We start from the raw sequence: 13,346 nt of genomic DNA on the forward strand, positions 1-13,346 counted from the left end.
AAGTAGCTATCAAACAAAAGCCTCCGGTTTTATATACCGGAGGCTTTATAAATTTTTATATACCGCTTTAAACTTTTTTAGGCGGCAGATCAAACGCTATAGCGTCATGTTCAAAATGACTTTTGTGTGAGCCATCACAAAATGGCTTGTTGGCCGATAGGCCACAACGGCAAATTGATAATACGGTACGGCCTTGTAAACCGTATACGTTGCCTTGCGCGTCAACAATTTCAAAATCGCCGTCAACTTTTACAGAGCCGTTATTATTAATGGTAAGTCTGGTTTTCTCCATGTGTTAATTTTTTGCCAAAGTTAACACATGGCATTATCTGTAAATGGCTTATTTGTTATTTAGAGTTGTTCCGGATTGCGAAAATCATAACCTACAAATGACAAATTGATGATGCGTAAAATTTAATGTCGAAACACATAAGTTTTAGCTTTGTTAAGCAGTGGGAAAGAGAGTCAAGATATTAGAATCAAGAGTCAAGAAATAAGAGGCAATAGGAAAAGCGATAACGGGATAATTGCATTGCTGATCCTTTTTTCAATTGTCTTGATTCTTGACTCTTAATTCTTGCCTCTTTCTCCGCGTTACATCAAAAAAATACCATTATGGAATACAGACAATTAGGAGCATCGGGATTAAAAGTGCCCGTATTAAGTTTTGGAACGGCCACCTTTGGCGGCGGTAACGAGTTTTTTAAAGCCTGGGGAAACACGCAGGTGGATGAGGCTAAAAAGTTGATTCATCTTTGCCTGGATGCAGGTGTTAACTTTTTTGACACGGCCAATGTTTACTCGCGTGGACTATCTGAAGAAATATTGGGCCAGGCGCTCGAAGGTTTACGCAACCGGGTACTTATTTCGTCAAAAGCTACTTTTACCATGGGCGATGGCGCTAACGATTATGGCTCGTCCCGTTATCATCTGATACAGCAATGCGAAGCCAGTTTGCGCCGCTTAAATACAGATCATATTGATGTTTATCATATGCACGGCTTCGACGGCACCACACCGGTAGAAGAAACTTTACGCGCCCTGGACGACCTGGTTACCAGTGGCAAGATCCGTTATATAGCAGCTTCTAATTTTTCGGGCTGGCATTTGATGAAATCCTTGTCGGTATCAGAACGTTATGGCTGGAGCAGGTATGTTGGCCATCAGGCTTATTACTCATTACTTGATCGCGAGTTTGAGTGGGAATTGATGCCGCTGGGTATCGACCAAAAAGTAGGTACCATAGTTTGGAGTCCGCTGGCTTCCGGCCAGTTAAGCGGCAAATATCGCAGAGGACAACCTATTCCACAAGACAACAGGAGAGCACAAGGTGGTAGCCATGGCCCGGAAACTAACCTTGAACGTTTATATAACATTGTTGATGCCCTTGACGAGGTGGCCGAAGAAACCGGGAAATCGGTAGCGCAGGTATCGTTGAACTGGTTATTACAGCGGCCAACCGTAGTTAATTTAGTAATTGGTGCCCGTAATGAAGAACAACTGAAACAAAACCTGGCCGTCATTGGCTGGAACCTAACCACAGAGCAGGTTAAAAAGCTGGATGCAGCCAGCGAGGTCGATCCGATATATCCGTACTGGCATCAGCGTCAGAACACGACTTTGAATCCGCTGCCAATACAATATTAATTAAGAACCAAGAGTCAAGAACCAGGAATCAAGAAAAAGAATGCTGAAGATAAAAATATCAGCTTTTTTGTAGATATGATGTTCTTGATTCTTGACTCTAACATCTTGACTCATTATTATGGCTACAGACATGCTGACCTTTATGCAGTTTTTGCGTGCTACTTTGTTACCGCTGCCTGGAGTAATCGAAAAAATGCACTTTGAAGATCCTGCATTTTATGTAAATAAAAAAATAATAGCCAATGTGAAGCTGAAGGACGAATTGGTAGCTTTACATACGCTTGAACGGGAGAAATGGATGGCCGCCGATTCGCATACCTTTTTCATCACAGATCATTACCGAAACTACAAATACATGCTGGTGCGGCTCGAAACCGTATCGCCCGATAATCTGAAAGAACTACTGATCACCGCCTGGCGTAACCGGGCTACCCAAAAACTGATCAGGGAGTATGAAGAGCAATAGTGGTGATAGTTTTCTATCTGCATAAGCCATATAAGTAACTTTATGCGTAAAAATACGTATGCAAAAGGGTATAATTACCCGTAGAAAATTACATGATAAGGTTTAATTTTATGCAATAAATGATTCATGTTTAATAGCTGTTCAACGGGCTTTAAAAATAACAGGGGTCAAACCTAAACCTTATCACTTTAAATCTAATCGGTCATGGTAAAAAAACAATACCTGAAAGAAATAGTTATAACCGCTACTCAGCAAAGGGGCGGAAGCACCAACACCGTAAAGGATGTGATGAAGGTGCAAAGCTGGCTTAACCTGTATGCTATGGTGAACCCGTCGGCGGGCACTGCTACGGGTATCGATGGTGATTTTGGCCCGGCAACGCAAACCGCGGTGAAAGCTTTTCAGCAGGCGAAAAAACTGCCGCTTACTGGTATTGTTGATGCCGCGCTTTTTACAGAATTATCAAGACCTATGCTCAATGCTTTTACCGGTAATGTAGCCGGTAATGATCTGCGCACTTTGGTAGTAAACACAGCCTTTCAGCACCTCAATAACGCCCCATTTGAACTCACTATTAAAGGACAGAGTAACAGCGGCCCATGGGTGCGCAGCTATATGGATGGCATAGAAGGTACGCCGTGGTTTTGGTGTATGGGCTTTGTACAAGCTATTTTAGACCAGGCTGCCAGTAAGCTGGGTAAGGATTTTCGTACGCTGATGCCTTTATCTTATAGCTGTGATACCATTGGAACCACGGGTATCCATAAAGGGATCCTGAGTCGTTATGCTACGGTACGCAGTAATCCGTCGATAGTAAAACCGGGTGATATCTTCCTGCTGCAAAAAACTACTTTCGACTGGATACATACGGGGATTATCACGGCTGTTCACGGCGATGTGTTTGAAACTATTGAAGGTAATACCAATAACGATGGTAGCAGTAACGGGAATGGAGTGTATAAACGCGTTCGTAATTTTCAAGGTTCCAAGCTGGATGTATTCTCGATACAAGGTTTAGTTTAGAAAATATATTTAACTGTAAATTTAAGGAGGCCCAACTATTGGGCCTCCTTTGTTTTGGTCTTTTCTTTAAATGATTGTTTCAGAGGCTGATTTAAGTCACAGTTAAGTTACAGTTCATTTTGAAAAAAAGTTGTTCATTTTCTTTAAAGCTTTCTAAAACTTAGGTAATTTGCCATATTTGCTTACACAAGTGGTAGGGTATAAACCAATTAACCGATTTTAGATATGATTAGCCGTAGAAAGTTCATCCAGACAACTTCAATAGCGAGCACCTGTTTCCTGCTTACGCCCGAGCTATCAAAAGCCGGGATTTTTAAAGGGTCGCCAAATGATAAGGTGGTATTAGGGATGATGGGAACCAATAGCCGGGGCTTGTACCTGGCTCAAAGCTTTGCCCGTATACCCAATGTTGAAATAGGATATATATGTGATGTAGACTCCAAAGTGGTTGATAAAACCATTAATGAGATATTCAAAATAACAGGTAAAAAGCCCAAGGGGATTACCGATATCCGTAAAATGCTCGAGATCAAGGAAATTGATGCGGTTGTTATCGCCGCGCCCGATCATTGGCATGCGCCTGCTACCATTATGGCTTGCCAGGCTGGTAAACATGTATATGTAGAAAAACCCTGTAGCCATAACCCGCATGAGGGAGAGATGGCGGTTGCGGCATCCAAAAAATACAACCGTTTGGTACAAATGGGTAGTCAACGCAGGTCATTTACCAATGTACAGGCCCTGGTTAAGGAATTACATGAGGGTGTTATCGGTCGTGCTTATTACGCCAAAGGCTGGTATACTAATCACAGAGCAAGCATAGGGCATGGCAAGGAAGTGCCTGTACCTGAAAACCTGAACTATGACCTTTGGCAAGGCCCCGCGCCACGAGTGGCTTATCGCGATAACCTGATCCATTATAACTGGCACTGGCTTTGGAACTGGGGAACCGGCGAAGCGCTGAATAATGGCACCCATGAGCTTGATGTGATCCGCTGGGGACTCGGTGTCGATTTTCCGAACAAGGTAGTATCGACCGGTGGCCGTTTTCATTTTAACGATGACTGGCAAACACCTGATACGCAGAATATCCTCTACAACTTCCCTAACAATACGGCAGCCGAGTGGGAAAGCCGCAGCTGCAACGGGTTTGGGATCGAAAAACTGGGCAGGGGAGTGATATTTTATGGCGACAAAGGAACCTTGTTTTACGGAGGCGGCAATGGCTACCAGGTTTACGATGGCGAGAACAAACTGGTAAAGGATGTTAAGGACGATACCAAAGTTGATGCTAACAATAAAGTGAGCCCAACCGAAGCGCTTGATGGTTTACACATGAAAAATTTCATCGAGGCTATTCGCGGTAACACGGCTTTAAACTGCCCGATTGAAACCGGGTTCAGGTCAACGCTGTTGCCTCAACTGGGTAATATATCTTACCGGGTTGACAGGGTACTGCATACTGATCCATCCAACGGCCATATTTTAAATGATCCGGAAGCAACCAAACTATGGAGCCGGGAGTATGAAAAGGGTTGGGAAATAAATGTATAAACCTTGTTAAACTTTTCCCGGAGAATTTACGGGATTTGAAAAATCCAAAATAAAAAACCAATATAACATTACACATGAAGAAAATCATCTACCCGGTCATGGCCCTGTTTGCCGCGGCTACCCTAATGCCAGTTACCAGTCATGCCCAAAACGCTTTATTTGATGGTAAAACCCTTAAAGGCTGGAAACGCCTGGCCGGTACCGCCGATTATAAAGTGGAAGACGGCCAGATAGTAGGTACCACTGTTTTAAATTCAGGCAATTCATTTTTAGTTACCGAAAAGGAGTATGGTGATTTTATATTGGAACTGGATGCCAAAATTGAAAGTAAGCTGAGCAACTCCGGTGTACAAACCCGTAGCCATTATGATCCCGCAGGTCATGAAGGCAAAGGCAAGGTTTATGGCCGCCAGTTTGAAATTGACCCGTCTGATCGTAAATGGACAGGCGGTATTTATGATGAAGGCAGGAGAGACTGGCTTTACCCACTTGATCTGAACGCTAAGGCAAAAGACGCTTTTAAGGTTGGTGAGTTCAACCATATCAAAATTGAATGTATTGGTAACGAAATGAAAACCTGGATTAATGGCATTCCTACTGCAGATGTGGTGGACACTATCGACCGCAAAGGTTTTATCGGTTTACAGGTTCACGCGGTGAGTAAAGAGGAGCAGGCCGGTAAAAAGGTTTATTTTAAGAATTTTAAACTGCAAACCATCAATTTAAAACGTACACCTTTTCCAAAGGATATTTATGTAGTAAATCTGCAACCCAACAGCATTACCCCGGCCGAAAAAGCTGCCGGCTGGAAATTGCTGTATGATGGTAAAACCAATACCGGCTGGCGTGCTGCTACTTTAAAAACTTTTCCAACCATGGGATGGGAGTATAAGGAAGGAACCATGCATGTACTGCCATCGGCAGGGAAAGAGGAGTCAGGAGGTGGTGATATTGTGACCAATGAGCAGTATAGCGCTTTTGATCTTTCCTTTGAATTTAAGCTAACGCCAGGTGCCAACAGTGGGGTGAAGTATTTTGTAACCCTGTCTGAAGTGACCAAAGGCTCGGCTATTGGGCTGGAGTACCAGGTATTGGATGATAAACTGCATCCGGATGCCAAGCTCGGCCGCGATGGCGACCGTACCCTGGCCTCGTTATATGATTTGATCAAGGCTAACAAACAGGAGCGTTTTGTGCACCCGATAGGCAGCTGGAACATCGGCAGGATTGTGGTTTATCCCAATAACCATGTGGAACATTATCTGAACGGTGTTAAAGTGCTCGAGTACGAGCGTGGCTCAAAAGAGTTCCGTGATCTGGTAGCCATCAGCAAATACACCATCTGGAAAAACTTTGGTGAAGCGAAAGAAGGCCACCTGTTATTACAGGATCATGGGAATGAGGCGTTTTTCAGGAATATAAAGATTAAGAATTTGAAGTAATAATATAAAACGCGTCATTGCGCGGTACGAAGCAATCCCCTACTTACAGAGTGAACTTGCTTATCGGGGATTGCCACGCTATCGCTTGCAATGACGTTTTTATATAAAATAAGGTATTACAACGAGCTCCTCATCGTAACGTGAAACGGCACAGCAAAGTGCTCATGACAATTACTCAACGCAAATTCCGCGGCTTTGCTGCCCATCAGCTTAAAGTCGGTTGAGATGGTGGTAATGCCATCCAGTATGATCTCCTTTAGAGCGGTTTCATTATAAGATATAACGCCTACGTCTTTGGCCACCATCAAATCAGATGCAATGATCTTTTTGATCAGTTCAACCAGGTCGTCCTCCATCAGGCTGATATAAACTGTTTGCGGCTGGATAGCTTCCGTAGATAAAGACTCAACCACCGCATATTCAAAAGCATATTGCCGGCAAAAATTCAGGAAACCCTTCATGATCTCTTTGGAATGGTAGGTTTTACCCGGGAATATCAATTTGATGGTATGATAATTAGTCAGCTTATCCAATAGCTTTTTCAGGGCCTCGTACACGTCAGAGGCAAAGTTTTCATATATCGCCGCGAATTTTCCGTTCACACCCGGTACCAGGTTGTCCAGCAGGATCAATTTGTCCTTAGGTATGGTATTGATGATCTCATGTGCTTTGGTTTCATTATCCAGGAAATGCGGGATAATGATATACTTGGCATAATCGTTTTGAGTGCTTTCGGTAATGAGTTTTTTAAAAAAGTAGAAATCGTTGTTGTAGATGTAAAAATCGATAGTGGCCTGTTCACCAATCGTAGCAACAAAGGCGTCGTAAATGATCTTTTTATGCGCGCTCAGTTTATTAAACAGCAGGAATATTTTAAGCGGTTTCTGAAAATCGGTGTTGGATATAAAGAAGCCCTTGCCGGGTACCGAACTTACAATGCCTTTGTCCTTTAATTCCTTATAAACCCGCTCAATGGTATTGCGTGAGGTATCCAGCGCAAAACTCAGGTCGTTGATAGAGGGAAGCATATCATCTTTAACAATATCACCGCTTTCTATACCCCGGATGATCGCGTTGGATAACTGCAGGTATTTGGGCGTGATAGAGTACTCATCTATCGATAATATTTTCAGATAATTCTTCACAAGCTATAATTGGAACAGCACAAATGTAATATTACACAATTGTATTTTATTCATTAAAAAGATGGTAGGGGATAGTTTGAAAAATGTATATATTTATCTTGTTATAACCAATTAACCATCTCCGGCACAACCAATTACCGGAGCCCTAAAAACTTAATTAAACTATTCCCCTATGGTATTAAATTTACTTAACCCAAAGTTTCTTCTTTTATCGTTTTTTTTAATTATTGTGTTTGCCGGCGGTGCAAATGCACAGGATCCTTACCAGTCATACCGGCAGGATTGGCTGAAAAAAGCCGAGGATAACAAACCTAAACTCGTTGAAACCGAAAAGCAGCCGGTAAGCCTGGTTCGATTAGAAAAAGACCCGGCGGCTTTCCAGGGCTGGAAAGCTGTGAATACCGACAGTGTGGGCAAATTATACAGTACTTCATTCAAAACACAAAGCGGTGTTGTGGTTGATTTTGGCGAACATCTTACCGGATATTTGACTTTCTCGATAAAAGCCCTCAAAGGAACCGCTGATGGGCCCGTGCGATTAAAATTTACCTTTGGTGAGGTACCGGCAGAATTATCAATACCCTTTGATCCATATAAAGGGACCCTAAGCCGGGCCTGGCTGCAGGATGAAACCGTTACGGTAACCGAAATGCCTGCCGATATTACTATACCCCGTCGTCTGGCATGTCGTTTTGTAAAGATCGAATTATTGGGCGCTTCTCCATATTTTGATTTTCATATCAGCAATATGGTGTTTAAAGCAACTTCGTCTGTAGCTTTTAAACCACCACTTTTAGCCACAACTACGCCTCAGTTGATAGCTGACATTGACCGGGTTGGTCTCGCCACTTTAAAAGAGTGTATGCAAACCGTGTATGAGGATGGCCCCAAGCGTGATCGCCGGCTTTGGATAGGTGATCTGTACCTGGAATCCTTAGCCAATCAGTTTTCGTTTCAAAATAACGAGCTTACCCGGCGGTGTCTTTACATGCTGGCTGGTTTATCTGCCGATGATGGTGTTTTACTCGCCAATGTATTTGAAAGTCCTGAACCTCATGCACAGGCCGGTAGTCGATTGTTTGACTATTGTTTATTGTATGGTGTGGCGTTGAAAGAATATGTAGCCGCTACCGATGATAAACAAACAGGCCTCGACCTGTGGCCGGTTGCCAAAAAACAGTTGGACATCATCCGTAAATACGCAGGGAAGGATGGCATGATGGATTATCAAAAAGCCGGTAAAGAGTGGTGGGTGTTTTTTGACTGGAAGGATGGTTTAGATAAACAAGCCTGTTTACAAGGACTCTCTATTTATGCCCTGAACCAAACCTACGCTCTGGCCAAACTGCTTGGGAAAGAGAGCGAAGTAGATGACATACAATCATTAGCCAAAAAATTAAAAGCCGCGGCATACAAGAATCTGTATGACCCAAAATCGGGTTTGTTTGTAAGCGGGACAAATAAACAGATCTCCTACGGTTCGCAAGCCTGGATGATATTGAGCGGGGTAGCTTCTAAGCAGGAAGCGCAAACGGCTTTAAAAGCGCTGCCTGCTGTTAAGGACGCGGTGCATCCCGGTGCACCATATATGTTTCATTATTACATAGCGGCCCTGATCGAGAGTGGTTTAAAGGCCGAGGCAAAAGACGCCCTGCAAAACTACTGGGGTGGCATGGTCAAAAAAGGAGCCGACACTTTTTGGGAAGTATATGACCCGAACGATGAGCTGAAATCGCCTTATAACTTTTATCCGGTAAACAGTTATTGCCATGCCTGGAGCTGTACCCCGGTTTATTTTATCCGCAAATACCCCGAGATATTTCAGCGATAGACCGTTGATGGATTATGATGGCGCTGATTTCGTTGATTTTTTGAAAACTTGATTTTACATAATAATTAAAATTCGATCGGTATCAACGAAATCAGCGTAATTGTCAAAATCAGCGGTTAGTGCTCTGCTGCCTGTCCGTTATCTTTCTTCTTAAAACTATAGTACAAATACCCCAATGCCGGCAATATAAATAAACTACCCACCAACAGCCCTATGCCCAGGTCGTCGATGGATTTACCTGTGGCATGATCTGTAAGTAACGACATGGAGCTACCATCTTTAAAGATCACAAAACGCGGGAAACGGGTATGTCCAACCGATATCAGGATCATACTTACCTGGAAAGCGGCCAGCACCCTGATCCATTGTTTGTTCTTTTTATCGGAGATGATAAACCATAATAATACGAGTGACAGCGTAGCCGCGATAACAGCTGCTAAACTCAAAAGGTTGCCAAATATCCAGTCGGCCAAATGAACATGCTCAAAATGCGATGCCAGGAACACAAGCGCTCCCAATACAACGGCGGCTATGTTCATGGCTTTAGCCTTCTTAATAAAGCGTTTGATATCATATACCTCGGTACATTCACCGATGAGGTAAATGGCAGCCAGGAAGCCACAGAGTGCCACGGTAAAAAGTCCTACCGAAACCGAGAACCAATTGAGCCAGCTGAAAATATAGGCCCCCACAAAAGTTTTGGCTGTAGGATCTATCTGGCCGGATAAGGCGCTGCCAGCGATGATACCCAGGAACATGGGGGTAACAAAGCTGGAGTAAACAAATATATGGTTATAAAATCCCTGCGTTTTCTCGTCTTTAATGGCATCATAATTACGGAAAGCGAAGGCCGTTCCCCGGGCTGTGATACCCAACAGCATAATGAGCAGGGGGATGTGCAGGTAAACGCACATTTCGCTGTAAATGGTCGGGAAACCTACAAACAGGATCACCACGGTAATGATGAGCCACATGTGGTTGGCTTCCCAAATGGGGCCGATAGCCTGATAGCTGGTTTTGCGGGTACGGTGTTTATTATCATTGGAGGTAAAAAGTTCAATGATCCCCGCGCCAAAATCGGCCCCGCCTAACAAAAAGTATAGGGTAATAGCAGCAAATAAAAACAAAATAACTACGTATAACATATCTTTATGGGCTTAACGATCATACAATTCGGGTACCATTTGTATCTGTCTTTTCAGCAGGAAAATAACAAACACACTTAGCGTAAAATAAATAAAGGTGAACAGGTAAAAAGAGTACTGGATACCAGGCATCGGTGTAACCGCCTCACTGGTGCGCATAACGCCCTGGATGATCCATGGCTGCCGGCCCACCTCGGTAACTGTCCACCCGGCTTCTAAGGCAATAAAACCGGCAGGGGTGGCCCAGATAAACATTTTCAGGAACCACCCTTTATCAAACCAGCTCTTCTTTTTCCATAAGGCGATAAAATATAATACGCCGATCAACATCATCAGCATGCCAAAACCAACCATGATCTGGAAAGCATAATGCGTAACGGCAATAGGTGGCTGGTTTTTAACTGGGATCTTATCCAAGCCATTAACCTGCTGTTTAAAATTATCATGCACCAGGAAACTCAATAAGCCGGGTATTTCAATACCATAATTTACCTTTTTAGCAGCTGTATCCGGTATGCCACCGATAACCAGGGGGGCATATTCCTGCGTATGAAAGTAAGCCTCCATGGCGGCCAGCTTGGCGGGTTGTCTTTTGGCAGCACCCTTGGCAGATATATCGCCGCTTAATGGTTGCAAAATGGCGGCGGCCGCGCCGAATATAATGGCTATTTTAAATGCCTTACTATGAAAATGCACATTGCGCTTGCGATAGATCATGAGCGCGTGAATACCGGCAACAGCAAAACCCGTGGCCGAGAAAGCAGCGATGGTCATGTGCAGCGCCTCGGAGAACCAGGCTTCATTGAACATAGCTTTCAGCGGATCGATATTGAGATATTTGCCATTCACAAAATCAAAGCCCGATGGACTATTCATCCAGGAATTGGCCGATACCACCAGTATGCCAGATGCTATACCGCTGATACCCACTACAATGCCGGTAAGCCAATGGAACCAGGTGTTCAACCGGTTCCAACCGTATAGGAAAAAGCCCAGTGCTATCGCCTCGATAAAAAAGGCCACACCCTCGAGGGAAAATGGCATCCCGAAGATAGGGCCGGCATGTTTCATAAAGCCCGGCCAAAGCAGGCCCAGTTCAAAGGATAACATGGTACCAGATACGGCTCCTGTGGCAAAAAAGATAGCTACGCCTTTACTCCAGGCAATGGTAATGTTTTTGTAAACCGGATCATGGGTTTTGATCCATTTGTAGTGTGATATGGCCATAAAAACCGGCATCACCATACCAATGCAGGAGTATATGATATGAAAACCTAAGGATAAGGCCATTTGCGACCTTGCTGCAATAAAATCATCCATATATGTAATACTAAATAATGGCTGAATTTAAAGCTATAATGTAACAAATTAGCGAAGATTTACTAATTGATATTAAATATAAAATATACTTTTTAAGTGTAATTGGTTGTATTAGTGGGTAAAAATTAGTAAAGATATGCGGGTTTAATCATCTTTTTGGAAACGCTTTGCAAGCTCAAAGCCATTAAATTCGGGACTGGTTGTAACTTCTCTTATATATGTTAGTGGCATCTGAAAATTATTCATCTCCACTTGTGTAGCAAATTCGATTTCTGCTATCCATAATTCTTCGGATAGGTTTGTATACCTGTCTAAACCAATAACTAAGGGGCCTGCAGCTACCAGATGCCTGGTTTTTTCTACAGCGATACACTCAAAGCTATTTAACAGCAGATATTCTTCCCGGCTTAGATAAATGGTCGTGATCTGTTGTTCTCCTGTTGTATTTAGAGGCGTCTTTTTGGTTAACTTATAGGTTGTCCCCTTCTCATCAGTAACCATACGGAATCTTATAGCGGTGTTACGTATGTAATGGTCTGTAATATGTTTATAGGGTAGGCCATTAATATTAATGTTATCGGGAGATATAAGGAATTTTCTTTCTCGTTCTACTAAAGCATATTTAGGCATAAACTTGCAAATACTGCTAATTATCAATCTTTATATTACGGAGCCTTACTTGTTTTTTAATGTCGATCCCCTGATGATCAGCTCTGGCTTAATACTGATGATCTTCGGTTTGGTCGTGGTGTCATTATTGCCTATTTCCTGAAAAAATAAATTGGCCACGGTATTGCCCATATAAACACTAAACTGATCGATAGTGGTAATGGATGGACTGGTGATCTCCGAAAAACTTTCATTGGCATAACCACAGATCCCCAGTTCTGATGGTACTTTGATACCCATGGCATTGGCCACATCCAGTACACCCAGGGCCGAAAAATCAGATGTAGAGGCAAATATGGCATCTGGAGGGTGGGGGAGACTTAGCAGTTTGCGGGTTCCTTCGGCGCCTAGTTCTTTGGTCCAGGCGTTCTCTACAATTAACTCGTCTATTACCGGCACATTGTATGCTTTAAACGCTTTTAAGTAACCTTCCTTGCGCTGTTTAAAAATGCTGAGGTTTTGAGGGCCTTCCAGCAGGGCTATTCTTTTATAACCGCCTTCTATCAGGTGTGAAACCGCCTCGTACGAAGCCTGTACGTTATCATTGATCACTTTCAGGGTTTCCAGTTCTTCAGCAACACGGTCGAACTGGATGAGCTGAATGCCATGATCCAATACGTTTTGCAGATGCTGGTAATCATAGCTATCGGCCGATACGGATATCACAATACAATCTACATGCTGGTTGATCAGGGTATTTACACACTGGATCTCTTTATTATGGTCTTCGCCCGATTGGCAAATGATCAGGTTATAACCTTTCTGGTAGGTAACCTCCTCAATACCGGCGATCACGTTCGAGAAAAAGTTCTGGTTAATGCGGGGGATCACCACACCAATAGTTTTGGATTGCCCTTTGCGCAAGTTGGAGGCCAGTATGTTACGTTTATAATTTAGCTCATCAGCGGTTTTAATGATCAGCTCCTTGGTTTTCTCGTTCACCTGGCTGCTGTTATTCAGCGCCCTGGAAACAGAAGAAGCGGTAATGCCCAGTTTTTCGGCAATATCATAAATGGTGGTACGTTTTACTTTCTTCATTACAAAGTGCAAGTTGGAAAAAATATTTTACGCAATCGATTGTAATTTTAAATATTTATTTAATTT

Annotated in this window: 12 protein-coding genes; 6 read left to right on the forward strand and 6 right to left on the reverse strand. The window is 43.2% G+C overall.

The genetic code is table 11. The features are described 5' to 3' along the window. Positions 1–67: 67 nt before the first annotated feature. Complete coding sequence (locus AC57BQ_RS05355) at positions 68–292, reverse strand: CDGSH iron-sulfur domain-containing protein (protein WP_496405284.1); 225 nt, start codon at positions 290–292, stop codon at positions 68–70. A gap of 323 nt (positions 293–615) precedes the next feature. On the opposite strand from AC57BQ_RS05355, the gene AC57BQ_RS05360 reads away from it, so the two are divergent. From AC57BQ_RS05360 to AC57BQ_RS05380, 5 genes are all read left to right on the forward strand, one after another. Then, positions 616–1,647 carry an aldo/keto reductase gene (locus AC57BQ_RS05360; protein WP_496405285.1) on the forward strand — a complete coding sequence of 344 codons (1,032 nt, stop codon included), beginning with the start codon at positions 616–618 and terminating at the stop codon, positions 1,645–1,647. A 118-nt stretch (positions 1,648–1,765) separates the two neighbouring features. After that, a complete protein-coding gene (locus AC57BQ_RS05365; RefSeq protein WP_496405286.1) occupies positions 1,766–2,113 on the forward strand; it encodes an MmcQ/YjbR family DNA-binding protein in 348 nt (115 codons plus the stop codon). A 204-nt stretch (positions 2,114–2,317) separates the two neighbouring features. Next, a complete protein-coding gene (locus tag AC57BQ_RS05370) occupies positions 2,318–3,136 on the forward strand; it encodes a peptidoglycan-binding protein (protein ID WP_496405287.1) in 819 nt (272 codons plus the stop codon). Between the two features lie 225 nt (positions 3,137–3,361). Continuing rightward, positions 3,362–4,690: a Gfo/Idh/MocA family protein gene (locus tag AC57BQ_RS05375; protein WP_496405288.1), complete on the forward strand. Its 1,329-nt coding sequence runs from the start codon at positions 3,362–3,364 to the stop codon at positions 4,688–4,690. Positions 4,691–4,764: 74 nt separating this feature from the next. Then, the gene (locus AC57BQ_RS05380) at positions 4,765–6,132 is read left to right on the forward strand and encodes a 3-keto-disaccharide hydrolase (protein ID WP_496405289.1); all 1,368 of its coding nucleotides are present in this window, start codon (positions 4,765–4,767) and stop codon (positions 6,130–6,132) included. Positions 6,133–6,248: 116 nt separating this feature from the next. On the opposite strand, the gene AC57BQ_RS05385 is transcribed toward AC57BQ_RS05380, so the two are convergent. Next, complete coding sequence (locus tag AC57BQ_RS05385; protein WP_496405290.1) at positions 6,249–7,277, reverse strand: GntR family transcriptional regulator; 1,029 nt, start codon at positions 7,275–7,277, stop codon at positions 6,249–6,251. Positions 7,278–7,449: 172 nt separating this feature from the next. Between AC57BQ_RS05385 and AC57BQ_RS05390 the strand changes: the two genes are divergently transcribed. Beyond that, a complete protein-coding gene (locus tag AC57BQ_RS05390) occupies positions 7,450–9,108 on the forward strand; it encodes an alpha-L-rhamnosidase-related protein (RefSeq protein ID WP_496405291.1) in 1,659 nt (552 codons plus the stop codon). Positions 9,109–9,224: 116 nt separating this feature from the next. Here the strand turns inward: AC57BQ_RS05390 and AC57BQ_RS05395 are convergent, their stop codons facing one another. The 4 genes from AC57BQ_RS05395 to AC57BQ_RS05410 all read right to left on the reverse strand — a co-directional run bounded on the left by AC57BQ_RS05395 (position 9,225) and on the right by AC57BQ_RS05410 (position 13,280). Beyond that, on the reverse strand, positions 9,225–10,253 hold the full coding sequence (locus AC57BQ_RS05395) for a cytochrome d ubiquinol oxidase subunit II (RefSeq protein WP_496405292.1): 1,029 nt from the start codon (positions 10,251–10,253) through the stop codon (positions 9,225–9,227). 12 nt (positions 10,254–10,265) lie between these two features. Then, positions 10,266–11,573 (reverse strand): cytochrome ubiquinol oxidase subunit I, encoded by a 1,308-nt coding sequence (locus AC57BQ_RS05400; protein ID WP_496405293.1) that lies wholly within the window; start codon positions 11,571–11,573, stop codon positions 10,266–10,268. A 144-nt stretch (positions 11,574–11,717) separates the two neighbouring features. Further along, positions 11,718–12,203, reverse strand: coding sequence for a CYTH domain-containing protein (locus AC57BQ_RS05405; protein ID WP_496405294.1), 486 nt, complete (start codon positions 12,201–12,203; stop codon positions 11,718–11,720). Between the two features lie 45 nt (positions 12,204–12,248). Next, positions 12,249–13,280, reverse strand: coding sequence for a LacI family DNA-binding transcriptional regulator (locus AC57BQ_RS05410; RefSeq protein ID WP_496405295.1), 1,032 nt, complete (start codon positions 13,278–13,280; stop codon positions 12,249–12,251). Positions 13,281–13,346: the final 66 nt, after the last annotated feature.

This window comes from Mucilaginibacter sp. BGA-UO-ETr-C110 (assembly GCF_059567985.1).

Bases quoted from the DNA above. Each gene is read 5' to 3' on its own strand.
- AC57BQ_RS05380 (WP_496405289.1), top strand. From the start codon at position 4,765: ATGAAGAAAATCATCTACCCGGTCATGGCCCTGTTTGCCGCGGCTACC.
- AC57BQ_RS05355 (WP_496405284.1), bottom strand. From the start codon at position 292: ATGGAGAAAACCAGACTTACCATTAATAATAACGGCTCTGTAAAAGTT.
- AC57BQ_RS05395 (WP_496405292.1), bottom strand. From the start codon at position 10,253: ATGTTATACGTAGTTATTTTGTTTTTATTTGCTGCTATTACCCTATAC.
- AC57BQ_RS05410 (WP_496405295.1), bottom strand. From the start codon at position 13,280: ATGAAGAAAGTAAAACGTACCACCATTTATGATATTGCCGAAAAACTG.
- AC57BQ_RS05360 (WP_496405285.1), top strand. From the start codon at position 616: ATGGAATACAGACAATTAGGAGCATCGGGATTAAAAGTGCCCGTATTA.
- AC57BQ_RS05400 (WP_496405293.1), bottom strand. From the start codon at position 11,573: ATGGATGATTTTATTGCAGCAAGGTCGCAAATGGCCTTATCCTTAGGT.
- AC57BQ_RS05365 (WP_496405286.1), top strand. From the start codon at position 1,766: ATGGCTACAGACATGCTGACCTTTATGCAGTTTTTGCGTGCTACTTTG.
- AC57BQ_RS05375 (WP_496405288.1), top strand. From the start codon at position 3,362: ATGATTAGCCGTAGAAAGTTCATCCAGACAACTTCAATAGCGAGCACC.
- AC57BQ_RS05390 (WP_496405291.1), top strand. From the start codon at position 7,450: ATGGTATTAAATTTACTTAACCCAAAGTTTCTTCTTTTATCGTTTTTT.
- AC57BQ_RS05405 (WP_496405294.1), bottom strand. From the start codon at position 12,203: ATGCCTAAATATGCTTTAGTAGAACGAGAAAGAAAATTCCTTATATCT.
- AC57BQ_RS05370 (WP_496405287.1), top strand. From the start codon at position 2,318: ATGGTAAAAAAACAATACCTGAAAGAAATAGTTATAACCGCTACTCAG.